General features: G+C 57.2%; 19 protein-coding genes and 1 pseudogene. 9 read left to right on the top strand and 11 right to left on the bottom strand.

Annotation, left to right across the window (positions count from 1 at the left end):
* The first annotated feature begins 21 nt into the window (after positions 1 to 21).
* Positions 22 to 780, top strand: a complete 759-nt coding sequence (gene cobB / locus HBUT_RS07625; RefSeq protein WP_048061886.1) for an NAD-dependent protein deacetylase — start codon at positions 22 to 24, stop codon at positions 778 to 780.
* 18 nt (positions 781 to 798) lie between these two features.
* On the opposite strand, the gene HBUT_RS10080 is transcribed toward cobB, so the two are convergent.
* The 5 genes from HBUT_RS10080 to iorA all read right to left on the bottom strand — a co-directional run bounded on the left by HBUT_RS10080 (position 799) and on the right by iorA (position 4,507).
* Complete coding sequence (locus HBUT_RS10080; protein WP_267195204.1) at positions 799 to 933, bottom strand: hypothetical protein; 135 nt, start codon at positions 931 to 933, stop codon at positions 799 to 801.
* Positions 930 to 1,253, bottom strand: a complete 324-nt coding sequence (locus HBUT_RS07620; RefSeq protein ID WP_011822599.1) for a hypothetical protein — start codon at positions 1,251 to 1,253, stop codon at positions 930 to 932. Before HBUT_RS07620 ends, HBUT_RS10080 begins: the two co-directional genes overlap by 4 nt.
* Before the next feature lie 240 nt (positions 1,254 to 1,493).
* Positions 1,494 to 1,655 (bottom strand): hypothetical protein, encoded by a 162-nt coding sequence (locus tag HBUT_RS09610; protein ID WP_153801424.1) that lies wholly within the window; start codon positions 1,653 to 1,655, stop codon positions 1,494 to 1,496.
* A gap of 400 nt (positions 1,656 to 2,055) precedes the next feature.
* Positions 2,056 to 2,664 (bottom strand): indolepyruvate oxidoreductase subunit beta, encoded by a 609-nt coding sequence (locus HBUT_RS07610; protein WP_011822598.1) that lies wholly within the window; start codon positions 2,662 to 2,664, stop codon positions 2,056 to 2,058.
* 7 nt (positions 2,665 to 2,671) lie between these two features.
* On the bottom strand, positions 2,672 to 4,507 hold the full coding sequence (gene iorA, locus HBUT_RS07605; protein ID WP_048061885.1) for an indolepyruvate ferredoxin oxidoreductase subunit alpha: 1,836 nt from the start codon (positions 4,505 to 4,507) through the stop codon (positions 2,672 to 2,674).
* A 143-nt stretch (positions 4,508 to 4,650) separates the two neighbouring features.
* Between iorA and HBUT_RS07600 the strand changes: the two genes are divergently transcribed.
* From HBUT_RS07600 to HBUT_RS07580, 5 genes are read left to right on the top strand one after another with little or no spacing between them, the layout of a single operon-like run.
* The gene (locus tag HBUT_RS07600) at positions 4,651 to 5,220 is read left to right on the top strand and encodes a hypothetical protein (protein ID WP_011822596.1); all 570 of its coding nucleotides are present in this window, start codon (positions 4,651 to 4,653) and stop codon (positions 5,218 to 5,220) included.
* A gap of 54 nt (positions 5,221 to 5,274) precedes the next feature.
* A complete protein-coding gene (locus tag HBUT_RS07595; RefSeq protein WP_011822595.1) occupies positions 5,275 to 6,318 on the top strand; it encodes an ABC transporter substrate-binding protein in 1,044 nt (347 codons plus the stop codon).
* The gene (locus HBUT_RS09730; RefSeq protein WP_048061564.1) at positions 6,237 to 7,043 is read left to right on the top strand and encodes an ABC transporter permease subunit; all 807 of its coding nucleotides are present in this window, start codon (positions 6,237 to 6,239) and stop codon (positions 7,041 to 7,043) included. Before HBUT_RS07595 ends, HBUT_RS09730 begins: the two co-directional genes overlap by 82 nt.
* Positions 7,019 to 7,735: an ABC transporter ATP-binding protein gene (locus HBUT_RS07585; RefSeq protein ID WP_011822593.1), complete on the top strand. Its 717-nt coding sequence runs from the start codon at positions 7,019 to 7,021 to the stop codon at positions 7,733 to 7,735. Before HBUT_RS09730 ends, HBUT_RS07585 begins: the two co-directional genes overlap by 25 nt.
* A gap of 6 nt (positions 7,736 to 7,741) precedes the next feature.
* The gene (locus HBUT_RS07580; RefSeq protein WP_011822592.1) at positions 7,742 to 9,199 is read left to right on the top strand and encodes a menaquinone biosynthesis decarboxylase; all 1,458 of its coding nucleotides are present in this window, start codon (positions 7,742 to 7,744) and stop codon (positions 9,197 to 9,199) included.
* A 68-nt stretch (positions 9,200 to 9,267) separates the two neighbouring features.
* Here the strand turns inward: HBUT_RS07580 and HBUT_RS07575 are convergent, their stop codons facing one another.
* The 5 genes and pseudogenes from HBUT_RS07575 to HBUT_RS07555 all read right to left on the bottom strand — a co-directional run bounded on the left by HBUT_RS07575 (position 9,268) and on the right by HBUT_RS07555 (position 13,016).
* On the bottom strand, positions 9,268 to 9,552 hold the full coding sequence (locus HBUT_RS07575; protein ID WP_048061563.1) for a hypothetical protein: 285 nt from the start codon (positions 9,550 to 9,552) through the stop codon (positions 9,268 to 9,270).
* Positions 9,553 to 10,003: 451 nt separating this feature from the next.
* Positions 10,004 to 10,249, bottom strand: a pseudogene (locus tag HBUT_RS10140) (KamA family radical SAM protein); the annotation flags it as partial.
* Between the two features lie 415 nt (positions 10,250 to 10,664).
* Positions 10,665 to 10,916 (bottom strand): hypothetical protein, encoded by a 252-nt coding sequence (locus tag HBUT_RS07565; RefSeq protein ID WP_011822590.1) that lies wholly within the window; start codon positions 10,914 to 10,916, stop codon positions 10,665 to 10,667.
* Between the two features lie 78 nt (positions 10,917 to 10,994).
* Positions 10,995 to 12,023 (bottom strand): SIS domain-containing protein, encoded by a 1,029-nt coding sequence (locus tag HBUT_RS07560; protein WP_011822589.1) that lies wholly within the window; start codon positions 12,021 to 12,023, stop codon positions 10,995 to 10,997.
* 420 nt (positions 12,024 to 12,443) lie between these two features.
* On the bottom strand, positions 12,444 to 13,016 hold the full coding sequence (locus HBUT_RS07555; protein WP_011822588.1) for a nucleotidyltransferase: 573 nt from the start codon (positions 13,014 to 13,016) through the stop codon (positions 12,444 to 12,446).
* A 288-nt stretch (positions 13,017 to 13,304) separates the two neighbouring features.
* Between HBUT_RS07555 and HBUT_RS07550 the strand changes: the two genes are divergently transcribed.
* Positions 13,305 to 15,164: a phosphoenolpyruvate carboxykinase (GTP) gene (locus tag HBUT_RS07550; RefSeq protein ID WP_048061884.1), complete on the top strand. Its 1,860-nt coding sequence runs from the start codon at positions 13,305 to 13,307 to the stop codon at positions 15,162 to 15,164.
* Here HBUT_RS07550 and HBUT_RS07545 read toward each other — a convergent pair.
* Entirely contained in the window at positions 15,161 to 16,648 is a 1,488-nt protein-coding gene (locus HBUT_RS07545) for a hypothetical protein (RefSeq protein WP_153801423.1), read from the bottom strand. The genes HBUT_RS07550 and HBUT_RS07545 overlap by 4 nt on opposite strands.
* A gap of 264 nt (positions 16,649 to 16,912) precedes the next feature.
* On the opposite strand from HBUT_RS07545, the gene HBUT_RS07540 reads away from it, so the two are divergent.
* A complete protein-coding gene (locus HBUT_RS07540; RefSeq protein ID WP_011822585.1) occupies positions 16,913 to 17,179 on the top strand; it encodes an AbrB/MazE/SpoVT family DNA-binding domain-containing protein in 267 nt (88 codons plus the stop codon).
* Entirely contained in the window at positions 17,154 to 17,552 is a 399-nt protein-coding gene (locus HBUT_RS07535; protein ID WP_011822584.1) for a type II toxin-antitoxin system VapC family toxin, read from the top strand. The genes HBUT_RS07540 and HBUT_RS07535 overlap by 26 nt, the downstream gene beginning before the upstream one ends.
* Positions 17,553 to 17,796 lie beyond the last annotated feature (244 nt).

Genomic DNA, 17,796 nt, shown 5'->3' with positions numbered 1-17,796 from the left:
CTCTTGGAGGCATGGCTTCCTATGGTTGGACTTGTGGAGGATATTCGCCGGGCTGCGGAGCTGCTTGTACAGTATCGGCCCTTCATAGCGTTCACCGGGGCTGGCATATCGGCTGAGAGTGGTGTGCCGACCTTCAGGGGGCGTGGTGGGCTATGGGAGAGGTTCAGGCCGGAAGAGCTTGCTACGCCGGAGGCGTTTGAGAGGAACCCCCGGCTTGTCTGGGAATGGTACAGGTGGAGGATGGAGATAATCTACAAGGCCAGGCCGAATCCCGCGCACTACGCGCTAGTTGAGCTTGAGAGGCTCGGGCTCATAAGATGCGTGGTGACGCAGAACGTTGACGGTCTGCACCAGCGTGCTGGGCAGCACTGTGTTGTAGAACTCCACGGGAATATTTGGCGGGCCAGGTGCATGCGCTGCAGTTACAAGCTGGTATTCAGGGAGCCCCCAAGAGAGGTCCCGCCACGCTGTCCGCGCTGTGGCGGCCTCCTGCGCCCCGACGTGGTCTGGTTTGGAGAGCCTCTACCCGAGGAGGCTTGGAGAACAGCGGTCGAGCTTGCAGAGTCTAGCCAGGGCATTCTCGTGGTTGGAACCAGCGGTGTCGTTATGCCTGCAGGCTATATCCCGCACATCGTGAAACAGCATGGCGGCTACGTGGTCGAAGTCAACATAGAGGAGTCAGCGGTAACCCCCATAGCTGATGTATTCCTAAAAGGTAGGGCGGGTGAGGTGCTGCCAAGACTCGTTGAGGAAGCTAGAAAGCTGCTGGCCCACGGTTAGCCCTGCGTGGAGGGTTTGCTAGTCCATGCTGGTGACTGGTAGGTACAACGGCTTCTCGCTCCCATCCTCGAATACGAGTACCAGTGTTATGTACTCGGACCGGTAGATCTTTACAGTAGCCCTGGCTTCGCCCTCTATGAGGGTAAAGGTCAACAGCCCTTGGGCCATGCTGGCTTCTCGCCACAAGCTGCAGACACCATGAATGGTATGTTGAGGGTTTCCCGTGGCCACCCCAGATCACTTAGCTGGACTATATAGCCGGCTGTAGCGCCTTTTTCATCGATGTAGGTTACCTTCAGATAGCCCTCACCCTGGAGGGTTATACTGGCATAATACGCTCCTTCCCTTCCAGTGACCTCTGAAATGTTCACTTTTATCGTTGGCATTGAGCTGTTAAGCGTGTATTCGTACTCTGCTAGCTTTACTACCGACGGTCTATACTCTACAATCTTTTCCGGTAACTCAACACGCATACTAGTCTCAAAGCGGGTACCAGTAGTCTCATTGTACGCTACCAATAGTAGGTCGACACTGGTTTAGTACTCCCCATCCCGTACAGTTCCCGGTGCAACACCAAAGTATATAATGCCGCCAACACTCACAGCCCGGACGAGTTGTGGGAGATTGAAGGTTATGTTCTCCTCACCAAGAATTATGCGGATCTCCTGAACAGCCTTGAGGTCCAGCCCGTTACACTGGAAGCTGCAGTAATACTAAACCGTAGTGTTTAAAACTACACTCTCCATAGTAGTGTATGCCGGCATGAGTAAAGCTACCGGTCTGGCTAGCCTGCAGGACGCAGTTCTCAGTGTTGGCGTCGCTGTCTCCTCCTGTACCTCCATAGTGTAGCTGGGATGGAACCAGTAGGAGGGCAACAGTGACCAGCACAGCTGCAACTAGGGGCAAGAGGAACCTGCGTGAGCTAGAAGCAGCATGGCTTTCCAAGGGTAATCCCTCGGTGTGCACTATAGGCCATTCTATCCTGAGTACCTATATGAGGAGTATTTTAGCTAGGCTTTGGCGTGCATGCTGCTTAGTTCTGGCTAAGAGGGAGGGGCCTATCAATCTCAATAGCTTTCAATTGCTGGTGGTTGCGGTTTCGTGGTAGCTAGCTACTTCAGCAATAGAGGAGGAGCCCACTAGTAAGTGGGGCTTGAAGGCTTTAGCTGTGATGGCTCATGGGATCGAGGCTCTGGCTTGTATAGCATTAGGGCTTTAGGGCTATTGTCATAGCTATGGTTGGGCTCAGGGAGAAGCTGTTACAGCCTCCATGCTTTAGGATGATTCTCTCAGCCTTGCAGCATAGTCTACACCGAGCCAGTAAGCCTTGACGGAAGTTTCACCGCGGCGGCCCCGCAGAACGTTGATGATAGCTTTCTCCACGGCGCTGTGTGGTAGTAGGCCTGCAAGCTTGTTGAGCACACCAAGCAGCACCATATTTGCCGCCCGGGGGTTCCCTGTTCTCAGAGCCAGCTCCCGGGCCGGCACAACTACGAGCCTCGCATCAGCCTCTCTCAGTGCTGCCAGCAGCTCCCCCCTGGATGGGTGGGGGGTCTGGTCGAGGCTAGCACTCACCGGCGGCTTCACAGTATCGGCTGCCACTAGTAGGCCGCTCCTCCGGAGCATGTGCAGGTTCCTAACGGCCTCCGTCAGCTCCAGGGCGACCATGCAGTCTGCCTCGCCCGGTGGGAAGGTCGGCGCGTAAACCCTCTCACCGATCCGCACGTAGCTGACTACCGAGCCGAACCTCTGGGACATACCTAGCGTCTCGCCAGTTCTCACGCTAAGCCCCGCGTAGACAGCAGCTGCTGCTAGAACCCTGGACAGCGTAAGTCCCCCCTGCCCCCCGACAGAGGCTATGAGAATGTTTACCTTCCAGGCCATGGCGGGCTCACCTCCTACCGGCTGGCTTCTCGACTATGGCGCCGTAGGGGCAGAAACGGGCACAGAGCCCACAGCCAGTACAATCCTCCTCCACTATCCCCACCTTGCCGTCCTCGGTAACGTAGAGTGCGGGGCACCCCGTAACCTTCACACAAGCCATACAGCTGGTACACTTCTCCGGCACCACAGTGTAGACCTTCTCTACGCCCTTCAGCCTAGCCTCGAGCAGTGCACATGGATGCTTTGCTATGATTACGTTTACCCCGGGCTTCCTCAGAAACTCCGCGACAACCCTAGCCATCCCGTCAACATCATATGGATCCACAACTGCAAGGTTATCGACACCTATAGCCTTGACTATGTCTACCAGGTTCACGGGCCTGGCTGGCCTGCCGGTCTCGGTCCTGGTCCAGGCCGGTGTTGACTGGTGCCCCGTCATAGCTACGACGTCGTTATCCAGTATCACCACGAGCATGTCTACCCTCTTGTGGACAGCCTCTATCAGCGGCTGTATCCCCGCATGGAAGAATGTCGAGTCGCCAATGGTTGCAACCACAGGTTTCGGGTACCCGGACAGCTTGAGACCCATAGCCATAGATATGCTCGCACCCATGCTGTGCTCGGTCCATATAGCGTTTAGTGGTGGATACACACTCAGCGCGTAGCAGCCAATATCGCCGAAGATTGGCACCTCGTCGACCCGGTAGCCGGCCCTCCGGATGCCGAGGATTATTGCGAGATAGCTGGAGCGGTGGGGGCAGCCCGGACACAGCGGCGGAGGCCTCGGCGGAGCCTCCCTCCTCGGCGACGCGGACTCCACCGCTGGGGGCTCAGCATCCAGCAGCTTGGCGAGGGCTGCTAGCACCTTAGCAGTATCCAGCTCGCCCTCGAGGGGCAATAAGCCCTCATCCTTGCCGAGAACCTCAATCCTCAGCCCCTCGTCGAACGCAACCCTCTTAACCACGTGCTCCACGTAGGGGTCAAGCTCCTCCACCACAAGCACCCTGCGGCACTGCGACAGCTGGCTTGATAGCAGCTTGCGAGGCGCCGGGTAGAGGAGGCCAAGCTTCACAATCCTAACCCTCTCCAGGGCGCCGAGCCTCTCCAGGGCCTCCACAACGTAGTTGTACGCGGCCCCCTCAGTTACGATGCAGAGCTCAGCGTTCTCGCCCCCCTCCACCATGTTCAGCCCAAGCTTCTCTGCAGCATCCTCAGTCTGTGCCAGCGTCCTGTTTAGCCACCGGTGCCTCTCAAGATTCCAGGCCATGCCTGCTCTCACGAAGCGCTCTGGCTGCCTAACAAACCGCTTGAACCTTACTGGCTCCCGAGTGGGTCCCGTAACAACGTCCCCAACGGCATGGTTTACCCTAGTGGTAGTGCGGAGGAGCACTGGTAGGCCGAGTATCTCGCTCAGCTCGAACCCCTTAACAGTAAAGTCCTTCGCCTCCTGCGGCGTGGAGGGGGTTATCATTGGCAGTTTTGCCAGCTCCGCGAACCACCGGTTATCCTGCTCGGTCTGCGTCGTATGTGGCCCGGGGTCGTCAGCTATGAGGACTACTAGGCCTCCGTCAACGCCTCCGTAGGCTGCTGATATCATCGGGTCTGCAGCGACGTTCGCACCAGGCGCCTTCATCGTGGCCATAGCTCTTGCGCCGCCTATGGCGGCGCCATAGGCTATCTCGAATGCCACCCTCTCATTCACAGCCCACTCCACGTAGATGTCAAGCCCATCGCCGAGCTTCTGCAGGGTCTCAATAACTTCGGAGGAAGGGGTACCCGGGTACCCCGTCACGACCGAGGCTCCAGCCTCAACCACGCCCCGTGCAATGGCCTCGTTGCCCATGAGCGCGTAGCGACAGCCCGCCGGTGCCTTCAAAGGATTCTCAGGGCAGGCCAAGCCATGCAATACTTGCGTCACCCTCGTGGCAGGGAGGGGCTAGCCTATAGGCCAGTCCAACCATCTCCAATAGCTCTGGGCTAGGGCTAATGAGTAGTACCCCTCCTGGCGGACCTACAGGGAGCTGTCTCGAGGCCCTCGCGGAGGCTGTCTGTGGCTCGGAGTGCGCTACGGGGCTCGCGTGTACAGCGTTGAGGCGCGCAGTAGGAGCCTACGGTGCCGGGGACGTCTTCTGCCTCTACTCCAGATTAAGGCTAGCCTTCGAAGCGGCGGTGCAATACGCGTACTACTGGCTTCAGGGTCTCGAATGGGAAAAGGCGCTAGCAAGGATTCGGCACAGGAGCAGGTTTGCAGCAAGCTTCACGGCAACGATGATAAAGGAGCTGAGGGGCGTGCATGGCTCCCGGAAGAGGTGGCTCCTCCACATCTACCTCTCCCTCGGGGCCTGGCTGCACCCGAGCATAGAGCTCCACGAGGCTAACGGCGAGCCGCTCCTCGACGAGGAGCTTGTCGGCGAGGTGTTGGACGCTATTGCCTACACCTTGCTCGTCGCGGGCTGTAGCCTCCCAGGGCTCGAGGACAAAACGATGGGGTGCGGGTTTGAGAAGACTGGCAGGCTCTTGGCCAGGAGGAGTGGGAGTGTTAAGGGAAACGTTTAGGCTACATCCTTTAGCCTCTCCATGGGGCACCGGGGCTGCCGGGGGTGGCCGAGCGTGAGCCGCGGGGCGTACATTGCCGTAGCCGTGGTAGTGGTAGCTGCCGCACTTGTTGCAGCTGTCCTCGTCTCCTGGGGTGGTGGTGGAACACAGCTCAGCCAGCCTGGTCAGGCAAGTACAGCTGCGGAGCAGCACTGCGCAGCGGTTGAAACGGTTCGTATTGGCACGCTGCGCGGCGGGGTATCAACGCTAGACGTTATCGAGACCTTGGGACTGGATGAGAAGCACTGCCTTCAGATTGAAACACTATACTTCGCCAAGACTCTAGATCTCGCAAACGCGCTCGCGCGCGGAGACATAGATGTGGCTGTTATACCTGCAGAGTTTGTGGCCAAGCTCCGGGAGCAGGGCACAGATGCAGTGATAATAGCCGTTGACTTCTACCAGAACCAGGCTATAGTCGTGCGGCCTGGCGTAGAGGCAGAGACCATAGAGAACCTGGAGGGTGCTCGGCTAGGCGTGTTTAAGCCAACCGGTACCTACGCGATATTCAGGGCCTACATGAAGGCTATCTACGGTATCGACGTTGAGGAGTACTTTACACTCGTGGACGCCCCGCCGCCACAGCTTGTGCAGGCCTTCGAGAGGGGTGACGTTGACGCTGTTGTTCTCTGGGAGCCCCTGGTCTCGAAGCTTGTGGTGGAGTATGGTGGCAGGATACTCGTAAGCTACGAGCAGCTCTGGAGGGAGTGGCCGGGCCACGTCGGCGACCAGGGCGTAATGATTGTCTATGCTGCCCGAGGTAGCTGGGCACGCGAAAACCCAGAACTCGTCGAAGCCCTCCAGGCTGCAAGGAGCGAGGCTGCACACGCCTGGAACAACAATATGAGCCTAGCCGTGGACATTCTCGCTAAGGGCTATGGACTGAGCCGGGAGGCTGCAGAGTATTGCTGGCAGAGACTGAAGATGGAGGAGTCGGAGGCGCTGTCAAAGCCTATGGTGGAGAACATACTGGCGGTATGGGAGCTGGCCAGACGGGGAGGATACATATCCTCAAGCCCCGACCAGCTGGCAGAAGGGGCATTCTGGCAGGCTGGCTAATAGCCCTAGCCAGCCTCGGCTCAATCTGGTTTTTAGCCCATATCCTTTACCCCCGCCAGGTCCCAAGCCCAGCCGAGGCCCTAGCCTTCCTTGCGGGGGAGGGACTCTGGAGGATAGCGTGGAGCACCTGGCTAACACTATCCCGCACGTTGCTTGGCTTCGCAGCGGGCATGGCGGCAGCGCTGCTACTAGGCTATGCCTACACCTTGTCTCCAGTTGCTAGGGAGGCGGTCAGGGCTCTCAACACGGTTGTGCAGAGTGTATCGGTGCTAGTCTGGATAGTCATCCTGGTAATGTTGTTTGGTGTCCTCAGCCCAGTCCCGCCAGTAGCGGTTGCAGGGCTCGTAGCATTCCCCATAATCCTATCAGCCATAGTCTCCGGCCTTGAATCGGTAAACCCTAGGCTCTACGAGCTGGCAGCAATGCTGGGCGCGGGCAGGCTACGCACCTATACGGACTTCCTCCTGCCCAGCCTCCTGCCGCAGCTCGCAGGTGCTGCCAGGGCAGCTCTTGGCGCTGCGCTTAGGATTAGCGTTGTTGCAGAAGCGTTTGGGAGTAGTGGTGGCATAGGCTACATGATAGCAACGTACTATAGCCTGGCAGAGCCCCGGGGAGTCTTTGCATGGGGCCTACTCCTGGTAGCACTAATGGTGCTCCTGGACAAGCTGGTGCTCGAAAGGGTTGAGGAGCGTGTAAAGCGTTGGGCGACGCTGCCGAGACAGTAGTAGAAGCTACCGATGTCTGGAAGAGCTTCAATGGCATCACCGTGCTGGCGGGCGTTAGTGTCTATGCTAGGCGGGGCGAGGTAGTGGGTATCGTCGGGCCCAACGGCTGCGGCAAAACAACCCTTCTAAGGATAATCGCTGGGCTAGAGAAGCCCGACCGTGGCAGGGTCTTTGTGAAGGGTCGTGTACTCCTCGTGTTCCAGGAGAACCTACTCCTGCCCTGGAGGAGGCTAAGAGACAACATAGCCCTGGGCCTCCTATACCGAGGCGTTTCCCGCCGCAAAGCCATGGAGATTGTGGAGTCCGTGGCAGGGATGCTGGGGATAGTGGAGCATCTTGACAAGTACCCTGGCGAGGTTAGCGGGGGCACAGCCCGTAAAGCTGCCATAGCTAGGATGCTCGTCCTTGGCCCCGACATACTCCTCCTAGACGAGCCCCTAGCAGGCCTGGACGTGGAGTCCCGTAGGAGCCTCGGAGAAGCCATAAGGAGGATAGCAGCCTCCGGCAAGACAGTGATACTCGTGGACCACAACCTCGACGAGGCATCTAGGATAGCTGACCGCGTCTACGTGCTCACCAACCCGCCGACCCGGGTCGAAGCAGTAGTTGATCTGCGAGATGTGCCGCCGGGGGAGAGGCCAGCAGCTCTATACGAGGCCCTGAGCAGGGCTGCGAGGCGTAGGGAGGGCTAGAGGGCTGTGCAGGCTCCACGTGACCTCCGGGAATTCCTCGAGGTGCTCGAGGAGAGGGGAGAGCTGCGCAGGATCCGGGAGCCGCTAAGCCCGGTGCTTGAAATACCTGCGGTGCTCCGCCGGGTTATGGAGCGGCGTGGCCCAGCTCTCCTCTTCGAGAACGTAAAGGGTTACCCTGGCTGGCGTGTTGCGGGCAACATATTCGGCTCCTTGGAGAGGATAAAGCTAGCCCTTGGCGTGGAGAACCTTGAGGAGATAGGGTGGAGGCTCGTCTCCCAGGCCTGGCGCCAGCCGCCGATGACCCTTGGAGGTAAGCTGCGCAGCCTAAAGGAGGTAATGGATCTGGGTCGTTATACGCCACGGCTGGTGCGCCGTGCAGCCTTCCAGGAAACAGTCGTTGAGGGTGAGAAGGTTGATGTATCGTCGATACCAGCGTTTAAGTCCTGGCCACGCGACGGAGGCCGCTACATAACCTTTGGCCAAGTCTACACAGTAGATCCCGCCACTGGTGTAACGAACATAGGCGTGTACCGGGTGATGCTCAGGCCGCCGCGGGAGCTGGTTATCCACTGGCAGCTCCACAAGAGGGGACGCCATGCATATCTTGAAGCCGCGAAGCGTGGCGAGCCCCTACCCGTAGCAGTGGTGGTGGGCTCGGACCCGGCTGCAATGCTGGCGGGCGTCATGCCGGTACCCTATCCGCTCGACAAGCTGCTCTTCGCTGGTGTCATGGCTGGCCGCGGCGTAGAGGTATACCGGCTGCCCAATGGCGTCCCTGTCCCAGCATCCTCGGAGCTAGTCCTGGAGGGCTACGTGGAGCCCGGCAGGCTTTCCGAGGAGGGCCCCTTTGGCGACCACTGGGGCTACTATGACAAGCCCACGGAGAAGTTCCCCGTAATGACCGTGGAGAGGATGTGGATCCGAAGCAACCCGGTGTATGTGGGCACGGTTGTGGGTAAGCCAGTGCTAGAGGACGCCTATATAGGCAAGGCTGTCGAGAGGATATTCCTACCAGTAATCCGTACCCTACTCCCAGAAGTAGTAGACATAAACATGCCGGAGTACGGAGTCTTCCAGGGCGTAGCGATAGTCTCGATAAGGAAGACCTACCCGGGCCAGGCAAAGAAGGTCATGATGGCCCTGTGGGGCCTAGGCCAGATGGCGCTAACCAAGATAATCATAGTGGTTGACGAGGACATAAACGTTCACGATCTCAACCAGGTGCTATGGGCGGTAGCAGCGCACGTGGACCCCCAGCGCGACGTCGTAGTGGTACCTGGCACCCATACAGACCAGCTAGACCCAGCAACCCCAGTACCAGGCTACGGCAGCAAGCTAGGCATAGATGCAACCAGGAAGCTCCCCGAGGAGTATGGGGGGAAGGCTTGGCCAGAGGAAGTCGAGCCCGACCCCCAGGTAGAGGAGGAAGCTGCAAAAGTGCTAGAAAAGCTAGGCCTGGCTTAGCCCGGACGTATATCTTTGCCCAGTCCAGCTCCAGGCACACCCTTTCGCGAACCTTCTGCGTGACATGCCTATAGACCATCACAGCATCCCGCCCCGGCCATGAAGACGACACTGTCTATCCAAGCATAAGCCCTCATTCTACCAGGCCTTGCAGGCAGCTCGGCAACAAGCCTGCCGTCAATTAGGAATCTCGCTCTATCACCGATGTATTCTACACGGTACACATGCCTCTCTTGCAGCTCTATATCAAGCATGACAGGCCTGGTGGAGACGATATTTATTGGTACCAAGGGCTTGGCTATTGTTGAGAGGAGCATCCACAGCCTTATACCTCTCCAGAAGCCAATCCCCATACTGCCATAGTGAAGCCCGGTCATGCTGGCGCGAGTTCAATGACGACGAGGGCTCTCAGGGCAGCTAATCAAACTCTCCATTGGCAATCTCTGCATTAGAATAGTACAAAGCTTCGCTTGGACCGGTACACAGTAACGCTCTCCCATCGTCAACCTCAATAGTACCGAACCAGTCCCTTCTCAGCCTTCATCTCGTCTCTCCGGTAAACTCGTCATGTACGACGGGCTTCCACTCTTGCAAGCCTATACTGCACCCCTAGGCTGCCTGGGCATGTCTTTACTACCCATTGCAGCATTATAACTTAACCTACCGAGAACTTATGCTCCTGTCCACTCTATGGGTGTAGGCTTGAATGGTAGGAGTTGTGGATATGCTAGCGGTTTGGGATGATGCGTAAAAAGGTGTTGATTGCTGGCTCTTTGCCTGAGATCGTACGTGTGTTATGGGCTGGTAGTAGTACCATATGCTCTTGTAGTCTTCTGGGTCTTCGCCGAACACCTCTTGGAGCTTGTCGAGGTACATCTTTATGGATATCATGTCTGTGTAGATGTAGGGGTCTACTAGCTGTATGTTCTTCTCCCATGGATGCCAGAGGTAGACACGGCGGCCGTCAGGCCTTATCATTATCAGCTCGTGGTCCTGTCCTGCTCGCAGGTGGTTCTTGCCGAGCCTTGGCACGTTGAAGACTGGCTCTTCATTCGCGAGTAGTCATAGTGTTCCACTGCCAGCTCCTGCATGGCGTGTACACTCGTGGAGCCTCGTCCTCGTAAGATTGGATGCTTAAGTGTCTGACTCCACCAACCGCGAGGAGCACAACGAGAGACTCTGTGAAGAACCGCTATGACTGTAGTATTACCTTGCCTACAAACAATAGCGTAGTACTTAACTGATTGTTGTGATATCTTGGGGTCCTGCATCAAACAGCCGTTCGCTGTTGCATAGTGTAGCATGATTTGCGTAATGTGGTAGGTGACTGTTTGAGCCTATTTACGCTAATGAGGGACGGTGATATTGGCGGTTACGGAGTTGTGTATGGAGAAGGAGCTGGCTCAATTGGACTTTAAAAACATTTGCTTAAGAACTGTGGATGACAACGATGTGCCTGGTTCGGTTAGAGCTGATGTTCTAACGTGGTCTTAATCGTGGCTGCTAGGTGCTCAGGCTTGGTGTACCACTTGTCATAGGTGTACTTCTTCCCCTTGAAGGTTAGCTCGACTATTTCACCCTTATCAGATATGTTCATCACGGTCTCGCCGTCCTTTACTATTTTCAGCGTCGAGCCCACTAGGAGGGCCTTTAGGCCCTTCTCCTGGAGCTTTGGCTTAATGAGGTCGCGTAGCTGGGCTAGGTACTCGCTGGGCATTATCCCTAACCCCTCCATGCAGTGGGGCTGTGCCAGTGCCTCCCATAATAAGTATATCCACCTTCAATACCCCATTGCTTAGCTCTTCTCGGACTCCCTAATGGCCTGCTGGCCCCAGCTAGTCTTCTCCTCCACAAGCCTCCTAAACGCCTTTATTGCCGGTATCGCCTCCGGATCCAGGCCATGCCTCTCCGCGTAGAGTGTTGAGGATAGCCCCGCTATCCACGTGGCCCAGACAAGCTTTGGCAGCATGCCCTTACCGCGTAGTCTTAGCGTGTAGCTCGAGGCCGGTCCTACGGCCTCAGCGAAGCCCTTCAGTATCGTGGTCCAGGGCTCCTCTACCGGGTCCAGTATGAGCAGTGCGGTATCCCTCCTCCCGGCCATGCCCACGATGATGTTATGTCCTGCCTCCGGCACCTGGCTAGCATCGCTAGCCAGCTTTGCGTTCTCCGCCAGCTCGCTCCTAAACCTCACAGCAGCCGGGTAGTATGGTTCAGCTGCGACTATGGAGAGCCAGCCCCCGGCAACGGTGCCGAGCCAGTCTACAAGCCTCCCGGCCTCAGTCTCCGCATCCTCCCTCAAGCCCAGCAGCTCTATGGACTCTTCGACCTCGCTACGCGGCAGCCTAAGCAGTCCCAGGGACTCAAGGCTTCCCAGCATCGTGTAGAATAGGTTTGGCCAGCCAGCCCTCGGCGCGGGCGCTTCCCCGATAAACGCCACTGGCACGCCGTGTCTCTTTGCCCAGCTCCCCAGTAGGCCGCCACGCGTAACAGCGACAAGCTTAGCCCCCTGCCGGTAGGCCTTCACTGCGCACTCGAGCGTCTCCCTCGTATTGCCAGAGAAGCTCACAGCGTAGACGAGGCTCTTGCTTCCGACCCAGCCCGGGACAGATGCAGCCTTCACAACGTATATGGGTACACCGCCATAGTGGGCTGACAATTGGGCAAGATAGTCTCCGGCAGCCCCACTGCCACCCATACCACAGACAACAACAGTGTCCACGCAGGCATAGCCTGGCGAAAGCCCTAGCGAAACCCCAGCAGCATAAGCAGAGCGTGCTGCGCCAGCCCACTCATCCAGGTAGAATCTGTAAAGCCTACCCGGCAAGCTAGCACACCAGGTACACAGGGCACCCAGCTAGCCAGGAAATATTAGCAACTAGCTCCCGCTAGGCAGCAAGACGGCTAGCAGAAATCGAGACAAGCCCCGGGCTTTACTACGGTAAACCCAGTCTAGCAGTACGTGCCTAACGCGGGGAAACCCTCAACACAATACTCACCAAGCAGTCCCATGCACCAGGCCTAGTCTCAGCAGTTATCCGGCCTCCCGATCTTCCCGTAGGTCGGTCTCACCGAGGGCTTCAAGACGCGATTCCTGGAAGTGGGCAAGAATGGCACAGTGCTAATCCTGCAATATCTTCTACAAGCTATAACACGCTTCGAGGCAAGCCTAGCCCTAGTAATCGCTGGCAAGGCCTGGCTTGCCTGGGTTAAAACTCTGGGAGCTAGGGGATGCTTTCTGTGCGGCCTAGACGCGGAAGCCTAGTTCACGGAGCTTGTTTACGACGAAGCCTTGCTCCTCCTCGGGTAGCAGCTCTATGTCCCTCTTGACTATCCTCTCGTCTATCTTGAGCTTACCCTCGTCTATGTACTCCCTGATTATCCTTAGATCCTCGATGTCGGGCTCTCTGGCGGCCTTAGCCTTGAGGACTATATAGTCCTCAGGCCTTATCACCCGGATCTCCACACCGCCAATACTCTTCTTCGGGGCCTGCTCCAGTATCTCGGGTGGCACGTAGAAGTCGTGGATGTTTTCGTAGAACTCCACTATGACCTCCTCCCCGGAGGGCAGCTTTACTATGAACTTTGGGGTGCCGAGCGCTGTGTAGCTGACCTGCCAGTCCTCCCGCTCGGCTACCGAGCGGTAGAAGTCCTCCTCTATGAGGGGGCTAGGTTCCAACGCAAATACGTCCACGTCATCCTCGAAAGACTTCCGCCTTAGCGCCAGCTCAATTACCGTGCTTCCAATGACAACGCCCTTTATGCCATGCTCCTGCAGCTTCCTAAACAGCCATGAGAGATCGTTCAACGTGTAGGCCAAGGCTAAACCACTCTCCGTCAGACCGCTCTACAGCCAGACTTTGGCCAGACACTAGGCTCAATAATAAGAGAGCTGCTGCGTGACACGACAGCACTACTAGTCAGCAGTGCCAGCTTAAGCTCTAGGAGCTATCAGTACAATTCTAGGGAGACCTGCTAGTACGTCTTGAGTTTTGCCACCGTTTTTGCTGTGGTGTACGGATTTTTATTAATGCCCCACAATTGTACCTTCTTTGCGCGGGTTTGAGCCGTGCCTAGGACCCGACTTCTTGACGAAGAGTACGACTATATGGCTGTCCTTGAGGCGCGGATGAGCCGGGATATGCTGGAGAAGCTTCTGCGTATCCGTGACCCGGAGCTGCACCGCTGGATAGCGGATGTCATAAGGGTTACCGAACCAGCCATGGTTTACCTTATCACGAGTGAGGAAGACTTTGAGTATGTGAGGAAGGCTGCGCTGCGTAACCGTGAGGAACTCCCGACCCGCTATCCCAGGCATACGGTGCACTTTGACGGGCCTCGGGATATTGCGAGGGATCGTAAGAATACCCGCATCCTGCTGCCAGGCGGGGAGAAGATACCCTTCATAAACACCTACGACCGGGACAAGGGACTGGCTGAGATCAGGGAGCTGCTACGCGGCATTATGCGCGGTCGCGAGATGTTCATAGGCTTCTACTGTTTCGGGCCTAAGAGGTCGCCGTTTACCCTCCACGCTGTACAGATCACCGACTCGGCCTACGTGGCTCACAACGAGAACATACTCTACCGTCTCTGCTACGACGAGTTCGTGGAGAAGGCTCCCAACCTGTTCTATGCCCGGTTCATACACTCTGCGGGGGAGCGGGGCGAGAATGGCTGGAGCAAGAACATCGATAAAAGGAGGATATACGTAGACCTCCACGACTACACTGTCTACAGTGTTAACACCCAGTACGGGGGTAACACTATAGGCCTCAAGAAGCTAATGTTCCGCCTCTGTATATACAAGGGCTACCTGGAGGGCTGGCTCTGCGAACACATGTTCATAGTCGGTGTCCGTGGCCCTGGCGGGAGGCTTACATACTTCACAGGCGCATTCCCAGCAGGCTGTGGCAAGACCTCAACGGCTTTCATCTCCGACACCATTGTAGGCGACGACCTAGCAATCATAAAGCCCGTCAACGGCGTACCCCACGGCGTAAATCCAGAGATGGGTATGTTCGGCATAATTGACGGTGTCAACCCCCGGGACGACCCGGTACTCTACAAGCTCCTAACAGACCCAAGCAACGAGATAATATTCTCAAATGTCTTGCTCACCGATGATGGCGAGGTCTGGTGGAACGGCAAGGAGGGCGAGCCCCGGCCCGGCCTAAACTATGCTGGCCGCTGGTGGCCCGGCAAGAAGGACGAAAACGGCAGGGAGGTACCGCCGTCACACCCCAATGCAAGGTTCACCATATCGCTCCGCAGCCTACCCAACCTAGACCCTCGGGTCGACGACCCGATGGGCGTACCCATTAGCGCGATGATCTTTGGCGGCAGGGATCCTGACACCTGGGTCCCGGTGGAGGAGGCTTTTGACTGGGTACACGGCATTATAACGAAGGCCGCGGCGTTGGAGTCTGAGAAGACTGCTGCGATACTCGAGAAGGCGGGTGTTCGGGAGCTAAACCCATTCGCCATCCTGGACTTCCTACCAATCTCCATAGGCAAGTTTATCCAGCTGCACCTAGACTTTGCAGAAAAGGTCGAGAAGCTGCCCAGGATATTCAGCGTCAACTACTTCCTCCGGGACGAGCAGGGCCGCTACATAGCTGAGAAGGTTGATAAGAGGGTTTGGCTGAAGTGGATGGAGCTACGCGTCCACGGCGACGTAGATGCCGTACGAACTCCCACCGGGCTGATACCGGTCTACCAGGATCTGGTGAAGCTATTCGAGGAGCACCTTGGGAAAGATTATCCAGAGTCCCGGTACGAGAAGGAGTTCATGCTGAGAGTGCCCCAGCACCTAGCAAAGATAGAGAGGGTGTGGAAGGTGTACGAGCAGATACCCGATACGCCCAAGGTGCTCTTCGACGTGTTGAGGAAGCAGAAGGAGAGGCTTAAGGAGGCTCAGAGCCGCTGGGGCGACTACATATCACCCTTCAAGTTTGACCGTCGCTAGCCCACCGGCAGGGCCGGCACCTGCACCCCCACAGCGCCATCGCCGCAGTCCACTACCATCTCCACGCTGAGCCTCCCCCTACCCATTCTCTCTGCATCTATCCTCTCAAGTGTTTTGAGCGCCACCAAGGCCTGGAGCACAGCGTAGGAGGCCCACGAAGCCCCTAGCCGGCTCCCCTGGCAGTTCTCTCCGGTTCTCCGCGCAGCATAGTGCTCCATGCCACGTGGTGGGCTTCTGCAGCCCTGCTCGGCATCGTGTACCAGGGCTATGCCTGCTGCTATCCTTGATGCTGGGTGGCGTTGCCAGAAGCTCGCAGCACCCGTATCCCTCGTGGCTAGTACTGTGCCGTTGAGGATGAGAGGGTCTATGTCTGGTATAGCTATGTCGCAATCTGTCGCCGGGGACGGGGCTACCGAGGCGCCTGCATACTCTAGCTCCTCCAGCGCCGTGTAGGCCAGGAGGTCGGTGAGACCCTCCAGGGGCTCCACGGTCCTTTTCGCGGACTCTGCATACCTCCTCGTAACCTCCACTATGGCGCAGTAAGGTAGTAATATCCTGGCGCCAGTGTAGGCGTAGTTGTGTATCCCGGCGTAGACGAGGCTAGTATCAACAATTGTTCTTGCTGAGCCCAGCTCCTCTCCGCTAGGGTTACAGGGCTCTATGCGGCGGAGCCCCGTAAACAGCGCCAGCTGTTGTGCCAGACCCTCAAGGCTGTGGCGGCCACCGTGGCGGCTTTGGTAAAGCTGTGGGAGCACGTGCTCGACAAGCTCGGCGAGCCTCGCTGCTGCGCTACACCACGCCTCATGGCTACACGGGTCGCCAAGATTGATCCGGTGCACGGTATTGTTCAGGGAGAGCTTTATCGCGGCACGACAGTTGCACCGTATCCATACCCTCTCATGCTCTATGTACACGTGTGCGCCTACAGTGGCGGCGTTGAGCCTTCTCGCGAGTTCTGCAACTCTGCACCGTAGAGGTGGCAGTCCACCCAGCCCCGGGTCTTTACAGCCCCTAGATACGAGATCGCCCCTCGCCATAGCGGGTTTGCGTGGCTCGGAGAGAGCCTCACGGCCCGTGGGCGGTAGGACCAGGAGTGGCTCCACAGCGCGGGGCACGTAGGGGTAGGGGAGCCCGCTCCAGGGCCCCCAGAGAAAGTCGAGAAGCACAATTGCCACACCCTGCGGCTCAGGTAGCCCCCTTGCAGCAAGCCCAACAGCGGTAGCAAGCCTACGGCTAGCCGGTGATGGTGACACCACAAGGAAGCCGCACTTCCCACGTAATCCAGCTACAAGCCTGCGTATAGCGTTAACCGGGTCGTCCCCACTAATGGCGCCTGCAAACTCCACGGAAGCATCAACATCCTGGGCTCTAAGATAGCTGCGCAGAGCCTCTGCAGCATTCATGACGGCTTCAACACTACGGCCGCCAGCAACATAGACGTGGTCTGTGCCGAGAGTCTCCCAAACCCTGACGGCAAGCGACAACAGGCCCAGAAGCTCCTGCCTCGAGCCACCAAAGAAGGCGAGCAGGCACCTACCACTAGACCCGGCCAACGAGGCATCCCCTTTGGGAGGGCCTGCGGCAGCCCTAGCGTGGGCCGGGACTTACACTGTTGAAGGCTACCCATAAGCCTATGCATATACGCTATGCTGCAGGGTAGCAACACGCTACAGTGGGCAGCCCGTAGAGGGAGAGCCCACAAGCCAATAAAACTGTGGGCTACACCTAGACCAGTGGGAGGCAGCGTCTTGGCACGGATTGTGCGGCTTGACTCGCGTGGAAGGCTACTGGTACCCCGCGAGGTAAGGGACGCGGTGGGGCTGCGGGAGGGCTCCCGGCTCCTAGTAAGGGTTAGGAGCGACGGCGTGATAGAGCTGGTGCCGCTAGACAAGCTCTACGAGCGGGTAGCAGAGGCCTTCCGCAGGAAGATGAAGGGCTGGAGAGAGGAAAACCATGAAGCTACACGGCTGCTAGAGGAGATGATGAAGCGTGGAGCAGACCAGAGAGATAATTGACACAGTATACCTCGTCGCCTACCTAAACCCCGACGATCCCCTCCACGAGGAGGCTGCAAGGCTCATCGAGAGCTTGAACCCGGGCCGCCGAGTATCACAGGCAGCACTCATAGAGCTAGACCTACTGATGAAGAGTAGAGGCTTCACCCCTAGCGAGCGCCGGGACACATGGCAGCTCCTGGCAGCAATCCTAAACGAGGAAACCGTAGAGCCACTACTACCGGCAGACTTCGCCCTCGCCGTAGAGCTAGCCGAGAAAGAGGGAATAGACTACTTCGACTCGCTCATAGCAGCTCAGTGCATAAACCGTAAAGCAAAACCAGTAACAAACGACCCCGATATCATAAAAGCAGTAGAAGAATACACGATATAAACAACATGTATTATTCTATGATCTACAAATACAAATCATTTATAGTTCAAAGATTAGGAACGATACATATATCCGGGCTTTATTCAATAAAATGGTGGTACAGATGTCCCCCGCAAACCGTAGATTCCTCACAGCCGCCATTATACAGTGCCAACGAAATCTACGTTCTCCTTGAAAGCTGGCTTCGGGGAAAAGAGATGGCTATCATTAAGTTTAAGATACTGGTACCAGACGTCGATGCTGA

Source organism: Hyperthermus butylicus DSM 5456 (genome assembly GCF_000015145.1).
GTDB classification, from domain to species: domain Archaea; phylum Thermoproteota; class Thermoprotei_A; order Sulfolobales; family Pyrodictiaceae; genus Hyperthermus; species Hyperthermus butylicus.
Note: the sequence above shows the minus strand (reverse complement) of the source record. Positions and strands in the feature narration are given on the sequence as shown.

Excerpts from the sequence above, each read along its gene's own strand:
- cobB (WP_048061886.1), top strand. The coding sequence starts at position 22 with ATGGTTGGACTTGTGGAGGATATTCGCCGGGCTGCGGAGCTGCTTGTA.
- HBUT_RS07620 (WP_011822599.1), bottom strand. The coding sequence starts at position 1,253 with ATGCGTGTTGAGTTACCGGAAAAGATTGTAGAGTATAGACCGTCGGTA.
- HBUT_RS07610 (WP_011822598.1), bottom strand. The coding sequence starts at position 2,664 with ATGGCCTGGAAGGTAAACATTCTCATAGCCTCTGTCGGGGGGCAGGGG.
- iorA (WP_048061885.1), bottom strand. The coding sequence starts at position 4,507 with ATGGGCAACGAGGCCATTGCACGGGGCGTGGTTGAGGCTGGAGCCTCG.
- HBUT_RS07600 (WP_011822596.1), top strand. The coding sequence starts at position 4,651 with ATGAGTAGTACCCCTCCTGGCGGACCTACAGGGAGCTGTCTCGAGGCC.
- HBUT_RS09730 (WP_048061564.1), top strand. The coding sequence starts at position 6,237 with ATGGGAGCTGGCCAGACGGGGAGGATACATATCCTCAAGCCCCGACCA.
- HBUT_RS07575 (WP_048061563.1), bottom strand. The coding sequence starts at position 9,552 with ATGGGGATTGGCTTCTGGAGAGGTATAAGGCTGTGGATGCTCCTCTCA.
- HBUT_RS07565 (WP_011822590.1), bottom strand. The coding sequence starts at position 10,916 with ATGCCCAGCGAGTACCTAGCCCAGCTACGCGACCTCATTAAGCCAAAG.
- HBUT_RS07550 (WP_048061884.1), top strand. The coding sequence starts at position 13,305 with ATGGCTGTCCTTGAGGCGCGGATGAGCCGGGATATGCTGGAGAAGCTT.